9 protein-coding genes are annotated in these 7,567 nt (G+C 70.3%); 7 read left to right on the forward strand and 2 right to left on the reverse strand.

Annotated features, from left to right (window positions below; translation table 11 throughout):
• From STRIP9103_RS27010 to STRIP9103_RS27030, 5 genes are all read left to right on the forward strand, one after another.
• Positions 1–214, forward strand: a 214-nt coding sequence (locus tag STRIP9103_RS27010) for a DUF5134 domain-containing protein (RefSeq protein ID WP_048821051.1), incomplete at its 5' end; no start/stop codon positions are given.
• 231 nt (positions 215–445) lie between these two features.
• On the forward strand, positions 446–1,381 hold the full coding sequence (locus tag STRIP9103_RS27015; protein WP_009324079.1) for a M56 family metallopeptidase: 936 nt from the start codon (positions 446–448) through the stop codon (positions 1,379–1,381).
• A gap of 140 nt (positions 1,382–1,521) precedes the next feature.
• On the forward strand, positions 1,522–2,262 hold the full coding sequence (locus STRIP9103_RS27020; RefSeq protein ID WP_009324081.1) for a phosphatase PAP2 family protein: 741 nt from the start codon (positions 1,522–1,524) through the stop codon (positions 2,260–2,262).
• Positions 2,259–2,957 (forward strand): HAD family hydrolase, encoded by a 699-nt coding sequence (locus STRIP9103_RS27025; RefSeq protein WP_009324087.1) that lies wholly within the window; start codon positions 2,259–2,261, stop codon positions 2,955–2,957. Before STRIP9103_RS27020 ends, STRIP9103_RS27025 begins: the two co-directional genes overlap by 4 nt.
• 248 nt (positions 2,958–3,205) lie before the next feature.
• Entirely contained in the window at positions 3,206–3,856 is a 651-nt protein-coding gene (locus STRIP9103_RS27030; RefSeq protein WP_009324083.1) for a TetR/AcrR family transcriptional regulator, read from the forward strand.
• 86 nt (positions 3,857–3,942) lie between these two features.
• Here STRIP9103_RS27030 and STRIP9103_RS27035 read toward each other — a convergent pair whose 3' ends face one another.
• Complete coding sequence (locus STRIP9103_RS27035; protein WP_009324096.1) at positions 3,943–5,394, reverse strand: LVIVD repeat-containing protein; 1,452 nt, start codon at positions 5,392–5,394, stop codon at positions 3,943–3,945.
• A gap of 176 nt (positions 5,395–5,570) precedes the next feature.
• On the opposite strand from STRIP9103_RS27035, the gene STRIP9103_RS27040 reads away from it, so the two are divergent.
• Positions 5,571–6,254: a DUF305 domain-containing protein gene (locus STRIP9103_RS27040; RefSeq protein WP_234022303.1), complete on the forward strand. Its 684-nt coding sequence runs from the start codon at positions 5,571–5,573 to the stop codon at positions 6,252–6,254.
• A 26-nt stretch (positions 6,255–6,280) separates the two neighbouring features.
• On the opposite strand, the gene STRIP9103_RS27045 is transcribed toward STRIP9103_RS27040, so the two are convergent.
• The gene (locus STRIP9103_RS27045; RefSeq protein ID WP_009324085.1) at positions 6,281–6,811 is read right to left on the reverse strand and encodes a DUF6214 family protein; all 531 of its coding nucleotides are present in this window, start codon (positions 6,809–6,811) and stop codon (positions 6,281–6,283) included.
• Between the two features lie 238 nt (positions 6,812–7,049).
• Between STRIP9103_RS27045 and STRIP9103_RS27050 the strand changes: the two genes are divergently transcribed.
• Positions 7,050–7,567, forward strand: a 518-nt coding sequence (locus tag STRIP9103_RS27050) for an FAD-dependent oxidoreductase (protein WP_009324091.1), incomplete at its 3' end; no start/stop codon positions are given.

The following is a 7,567-nucleotide window of genomic DNA, read 5'->3' on the forward strand; positions in this document are numbered from 1 at the left end:
GCCCCTGGTGACCGGGGTGCTGCTGCTGTACTTCGGCGGCTATGTGCTGTGGGCGGGTGTCCGACTGCTCCCCGTACCGGCCGCGGCCGGCGCCCGGGTCCCGTCGACCGCGCCGGTGCTCCGGACGGTCGGCTGGGGCGACCGCCCGGAGCTGTCCCGGGCCTGCCGCCTGTCCATGGGCATCGGCATGTTCGCCATGCTGCTCACGGTCTGAACAACGGGGCCGCCGTGCGAGGCCGTCGGCGGATCGGCGTCACCGTACGAGACCGTCGGCCGAGCATCGCGCCGCACCCGCACCGCCGTTCGAGGCCGCCGGTCGAGCGCCGCGCCGGATCGGGCCCTCTGTGGAGGACCGCCACAAACCGCCGTGCGAAACCGTGGTCTGCGTCACTTCGGTGTCTCGGGCCGTGTCGCCGTGGCCCGCCGCGCTCATAGGCTTCGACCCATGATGGTCCCCGCGGCGTTGTTGCTGCTCGGCGCCCTGACCGCCGTCGTCGCGCCGCGGCTGCTTGCCCGGGCCGACTGGCCGGACCGTGAACCGGTGGTCGCCCTGTGGATGTGGCAGTGCGTGGTGGCGGCCGTACTGCTGTGCTGTGTGCTGTCGATGACGCTGAGCGCGGCAGGCGCCTGGACGGTGGTGCGCGGGCATGTGTTCGCGCCCGCGCCGCGTGCGGTCGTCGAGGCGTACGCGCTGGGCACGGGCGGCGCTTGGGCGGCGGCCATCGCGGTGGCGCTCGCGTGCGGGGGCCTGTGGACCGGGGCGATGCTGGTCCGTGAGATCGTCCGGACCCGGCGGCGCCATGCGCGACGCCGGGCCGAACTGCTGCTGCGCGCCCCGTTGTTGCCCGGTGAGGAGCCGGGTGCCGACCGGCTCGTGGTGGTGGAGGGGGAGCGTCCTGACGCCTGGTGGCTGCCGGGGGCGGCGCCCCGGCTGGTCATCACCACGGCCGCGTTGCGGCGGCTGAAGGGGCGGCAGGTGGACGCGGTGGTCGCGCATGAGCAGGGGCATGCGCGGGCGCGCCACGACTGGCTGCTGTACTGCTCGGCGGCGCTGGCGGGCGGCTTCCCGCGGGTGCCGGTGTTCGCCGCGTTCCGCGACGAGATGCACCGTCTGGTCGAACTGGCCGCCGACGACATGGCCTCCCGCCGCCACGGCCGCCTCACCACCGCCCTCGCGCTCGTGGGGCTCAACGAGGACCGCGGTGTGTTCGGGCCCTGCCCGACCCCGGAGGACCATGTGCCGCAACGTGTCCACCGGCTCCTCGCTCCCCCGGACCGGCTCTCGCCGGCGCACCGGCTGCGGCTGACCGCGTGCGCGGCCCTGGTGCCCGTGGTGCCGGTGTTGGTGACATTCGTCCCGGGATTGCGGGCACTCGGATAGTCGAGACCTGGCAATGAAGCGACAAAGAACAGGTCAAGAACAACGGTTGGCGCCCGGGGTTTTCTCCGGTCGCAGCGCGTGACGGTCGTCTCACGCCCCGGCGTTGGCCTGAGGCCCCACGAGTCGGCGAGTATCGCTGTATGCACTCCCCCACCATCGACGCGCCGCCCCACCGGCCGACGACCAACCGCACCGCACGCGCCGCCGCGGCCCTCACGGTGCCCTGTGTCCTGCTGCTCGCCCTGGTCTCGCTCTCCTGGCGGCCGCTGATGTCGCTGGACAAGAGCGTCGCGAACACCACACACGGTTGGGCCGTCGACGAACCGGGGACCACGCACGCGTTCCGCATCCTCACGGACTGGGTCTGGGACCCGGTGACGATGCGCCTCCTGGCCGCGGCCATGGTGATCTGGCTGATCTGGCGCCACAGAGAATGGTGGACGGCCACATGGTTGGCGGTGACCTGCGCGATCGGCACCGTCGTACAGCAGGTGATGAAGGCCGCCGTCGGCCGGGAGCGGCCCGTGTGGTCCGACCCCGTCGACTCCGCCCACTATGCCGCGTTCCCCTCGGGTCACGCCATGACGGCCACGGTGGTGTGCGGTCTGCTGCTCTGGCTGCTTCATCGGTACGGCGCCGGACGCGTCCTTCTGCGCTGGGCGCTCTGGGGGGCGGTGGTCTCCGTGGTCGGGGTGGGCCTGAGCCGGATCTGGCTGGGGGTGCACTGGGCGTCGGACGTGGCGGGCGGCTGGCTGCTGGGCGCGCTGACGGTCGTGCTGGCGATGCTGGCGCACGAGAAGTGGCACGTCCCCGCGAGAAACGGTATGACGCGGCGCGTACTTGACCCGGAGCGGAGGGGGCACGAAGGATCGCCGACATGACGATCAAAGGCGTGTTGTTCGACTTCTCCGGCACCCTCTTTCGCGTCGAGTCCACGGAGTCCTGGCTGCGCGCGGTGCTGGCGGACACCGGGGTCGCCCTGCCCGAACCGGAGTTGATCCGGACCGCCGAGGCGCTGGAGCGGGCGGGCGCGCTGGCGGGCGGCGCGGCGCCGGCGGAGCCGCCGACCGGGGAGCTGGGTGAGCTGTGGGCGGTCCGGGACCGGAGCGCCGAGCAGCACCGGGCCGCGTACACGGGCCTCTCCCGCCGCGTCGACCTCCCCGATCCCGCGCTCCACGACGCGCTGTACGACCGCCAGATGACGCCGCCCGCCTGGCACCCGTACCCCGACGCGGCCGAAGTCCTCGCCGCGCTGCGGGAGCGCGGGGTGGCCATCGGCGTCGTCAGCAACATCGGCTGGGATCTGCGGCCGGTGTTCCGCGCCCACGGCCTGGACCCGTATGTGGGCACGTACGTCCTGTCGTACGAGCACGGCGTCCAGAAGCCGGACCCGCGACTGTTCGCCCTGGCCTGCGAGGCGCTCGGCGTGGACGCGCGGGACGCGTTGATGGTCGGCGACGACCGGCGCGCCGACGGGGGTGCGGCGGCACTGGGCTGCGGCGTGCACTTCGTGGACCACCTGCCGGTGGCTCAGCGGCCGGACGGGCTGCGGCCGGTGCTGGATCTGCTGGGCTGAGAGACCGCCGACCGGGCACCCGGTCGCTCGCCTCCCCACGGCGAGTCGGCTGTTCGGCTCTTCGACACTTCGGCTCTTCAGCCGCTCGACTCTGCAACTCTTCGACTGTTCGCCACCGCTGGACGTCCGTCCCGGACCGTCCCCCGTGCGGCCCGGGACGAACAACGGCCGGGAAGGACCACGCAGGGTCGCCGCCCGGGAGCGCTGAGTATAGTTGGCTGGCAGCCAGTCAACGCAGGAGTTACAGAATGTCCCCGCGCAGCGCCTCGGTCAATGAAGCGTTGCGGCGGCGTTCTCGGGAGCGACTGCTGCAGGCGGCCGTCGAGTTGGTGGACGAGCGGGGCTACGAGGCCACGACGCTCGGGGACATCGCGGACCGCGCCGGATCGGCGCGCGGGCTGGTGTCGTACTACTTCCCGGGCAAGCGCCAGTTGCTCCAGTCGGCGGTGCACCGGCTGATGCACCGGACGCTGGAGGAGGCGCTGGAGCGAGAGCCGCGCACCGGGGACGGGCGGGAGCGGATGGCACGGGCCATCGACGCGTTCCTCCGACTGGCCCGGGACCGGCCGGTGTTGATGCGCCAGCACATGGCCGGGCTGCTCCAGGCTCCCCGGGACCATGTGCGGTGCCCGGAACAGCGGCGGCTGCGCGATCTGCTGCGGGACACGGTCGCCCGGCACGGTTCCACCGACCCGGAAGCCGACTACCCACTGCTGCGGGCCCTGTTGATGGGCGCCGTGTACGCGATGGTGCTGCCGAACGAACCGCTGCCGATCACCACGCTGCGGGCCGAGCTGTTCCGCCGCTACGGACTGGACTGGGAGTCGGGTGTCCCGCCGGCCCCCGAAGGGCCCGGCGGGACGTACGACAGGGATCTTTCGCGGTACTTCGCTATCTGAGCGGGCTCGTACTCGACCCCGCCTCGCTACCAGCCGAAGCCGAAGTAGTCCGGCTGGGTCTGCACATTGAGCTCGCGCAGGTGGACCTACTTGGCGGGGTCCGTGCGACGATCGTCGATCTTCAGGACGTCGAAGCCCTTCGCGATGTCGTTCGAGTAGATGTAGCCGTTGTAGTAGTACGCGGACCAGGAGCCGGCGACCGTGAGGGTGTCGGTGGTCAGCGGACCGCGCTCGAAGTAGGCGATCTCCTTGGGCTTCGACGAGTCGGTGAAGTCCCAGACGGAGACGCCGCCCTGGTACCAGGCCTGGACCATGATGTCCTTGCCCTTGACCGGGATCAGCGAGCCGTTGTGGGCGACGCAGTTCTCGGTGTCGGCCTGGTGACGCGGGATCTTGAAGTAGCTCTTGAAGACGAGCTTGCGGTTGTCGCCCTTGCCGACGATGTCGTAGATGCCGTCGGCGCCGCGGTTCGGCCCGGTGGCCTCGTTGCAGGTGGCGCCGACGCCGCCGCCCAACTCGTCGGTGAAGACCACCTTGTTCGCCTTCTGGTTGAAGGTGGCCGAGTGCCAGAACGCGAAGTTCACATTGTCCTGGACCTGGTCGATGATCTTCGGGTTCTCCGGGTCCTTGATGGAGAACAGGATGCCGTCACCCATGCAGGCACCGGCGGCGAGGTCCTTCGACGGCAGCACCGTGATGTCGTGGCAGCCGGTGGTCTTGGAGACACCGGGGTTCGTGGGCGAACCCGGGTTGCCGCCGCCGTCCGCCCCCTCACCGGGGAAGAGCACCGGGAAGCCCACCACGGCCGCCTTCTCCGGGGACTTGCGCGGCACCTTGATGACCGAGATGCCGTCGTGCGGCGGCTGGCAGTCGGGGAACGAGGCGCTCGGCGAGTACGAGGAGACGTAGATGTAGACGTTCTTGCGCTCGGGCACCAGCGTGTGGGTGTGCGAGCCGCAGGCGGTCTCGACGGCGGCGACGTACTTCGGGTTCCGCTTGTCGCTGATGTCGAAGATCTTCATGCCCTCCCACGACGACTTCTCGGTCGCGGGCTGCGTGGTGCTGTTGCAGGAGCTGTCGCTGCGCGAGGAGTCGGTGGACAGGAAGAGCAGGTCACCGGAGACGGAGATGTCGTTCTGCGAGCCCGGGCAGAGCACCTGGGCCACCGTCTTGGGCGCCTTCGGGTTGCTGATGTCGAAGATGCGGAAGCCGTCGTAGTTGCCGGCGTAGGCGTACTTGCCCTGGAAGGCGAGGTCCGAATTGGTGCCCGGCAGCGCCTCCTTGGGGATGTTCGTCACGTGCTGGATGTTGGCCGAGTGGACGACCTCGTCCTGGGCGGGTATCTCACCGGCGGCTATCGCCGCACGCGCCTCGGCCGCGTCGCGCTTGGAGACCTCCTTCCGCGTGCCGGGTGAGTCCCCGGGGTCGGGGATCGCGGCCGCCGGTCCGGCCGTGAGTAACGCGGCCAGGAGTCCGGCCGCGGTCGCGGCTACGCCCAGACGTCTCCGGCGCGTCCGAAGGTTGTTCAACAGGGTCACTGTGTCCTCCCGTGTAGCCGTTCGCGGTCGAACGGTTCAGGCACCTCCGAAGTATCGTCTTCATCATGCACAGATCAACAGACGGCAATGCATTTGTAACGAACAAATTTGATCACCGATGTGCGAAAGCGTGTTAGGAACTTTCGTCAACACTCACGAGGTGTACGCCCGTTCCTGTGCCCCAGGAGGTCACTGTGCTCGTCCGCCGCACATTCCGCTCATCGCTGGTCACAGCCTCGCTGACGACCGCTCTGCTGCTGCTCACGGGCTGCGACTCGGGGTCGGAAACGGTCCCTGACGGAGATTCCGCCAAATCCGGCGGACCCGCGGTGATAGCCCCCGGCAAACCCGGTGAGGCGGCCCGCACCCTGTCTCCGGAAGAGGCCGAGAAACAACGTGCCGAGGACGACTCGCCGAACTCGGCGGACTTCGACTACGCCCGCATGATGATCGTGCACCACACCCAGGCCGTCGACATGACCGAACTCGCCCCGAAGCGCGCCGAGTCCAGCGGTGTGAAGCGGCTCGCCGAGCGCATCGCGGCGGCCCAGCAGCCGGAGATCGAGTCCATGGAGGCCTGGTTGAAGGCCAATGACGGCGAGAACAAGGGCACTTCGCACGACCACGAGGAGATGCCCGGCATGGCGAGCCCGGCCCAGCTGAAGGAACTCGGCACCCTCAAGGGCAAGGCGTTCGACGAACTCTTCCTGAAGCTGATGATCACCCACCACGAGGGGGCGATCACCATGGCCACGGACGTGAAGGCGCAGGGCAACAACATCGCGATCGAGGAGATGGCCGACGACGTGATCGCCCAGCAGACGACCGAGATCAGCCGGATGCGCGATCTCGCGAAGTAACCGTCACGCCGTCGTCGATCCCCAGCTCAGCGCCGGGCGTGGCGGGGCGTCAGCAGTCCCTCGTCCCGCGCCCCGGCGATCAGTCGGAGCGACTTGCGGCGGCTGTGCCCGGTCGCCCACATCACCGCGAGCACCGGGTCATAGCCCGCCCACTGTGCCGCGAGGTACTCCTCGGCCACCAGCCGCCGCCCCTCCACCCCACGCGGCCACGCCGGCCTGGCCCGGCGCCCGGACCCGTACGGGGACTCGTGCGCCGGCTCCTCGACCGGCTCCGGTTCGGCGCCGCACGCCTCGATGAGCGGGCCCTCGATCCAGTCGGCCAGCTCCGCCAGATCGTCCAGCGACATCGGCGGCTGGGCCCGTACGTCCTCCAGGGACAGCCGCCCCTTGGCCACCACCGCGAGCACCTCGACGCATGCCCCGTCCGGAAAGGTCAGCCGGGCGTTGAACCAGGCCGTGGACCCGCCGTGCTCCTGCACTTCCCACGCGGGCCGCACGGAGACGACACCGTCCCGCCACTGGCGATCAGAAAGATCAAGAAAGGATGCTTCTAGCACATACGCAACGTAAGCGAATGATCACATTCGCTCCGCACAGCCACGCATACCCGGAGCGCGCACGGCACCCCGACGGCGCAGCAGCCGCCCTGCCTGCCTTCCGGAGCCTGTGCCGCGCACGCCCGCGCCTGGGGGCCGCTCACCTGGACGCGCCGGAGAGTGTCCTTTCCCTCCCCCGGCAGGCGCCCCGGTGCCATCCTTGAGGCATCAGCGATCTCCTCGCGTAAGGAGTTCCGCCGTGCTGAGGGTCGCCGTCGTAGGTTCGGGCCCGAGCGGCTGCTACACCGCTCAGAGCCTCGTCCAACAGGATCCCGGGGTACGCGTCGACGTACTGGACCGGCTGCCGTGCCCGTACGGCCTGGTGCGGTACGGGGTGGCGCCGGACCACGAGAAGATCAAATCGCTGCAGAACACTCTGCGTGCCGTCCTCGAACACGACCGGGTGCGGTTCCTCGGCGGGGTTCAGGTGGGCCCGGCGGGCGTGCCGGTGGCCCGGCTGCGGGAGCTGTACCACGCGGTGGTGTACTGCGTGGGCGCCGCCACCGACCGGCGGCTCGGCATCCCGGGCGAGGAACTGCGCGGCAGCTGGTCGGCGACCGAGTTCGTGTCCTGGTACAGCGCGCACCCGGACGCCGTGGCCGACGGTTTCGTGAGCGGGGCGCGGGCCGCCGTGGTGATCGGCGTCGGGAACGTGGCGGTGGACGTGACCCGCATGCTGGCACGCGGCGCGACCGAGCTGGCACCCACCGACATGCC

It is taken from the genome of Streptomyces ipomoeae 91-03 (genome assembly GCF_000317595.1).
Lineage (GTDB): Bacteria > Actinomycetota > Actinomycetes > Streptomycetales > Streptomycetaceae > Streptomyces > Streptomyces ipomoeae.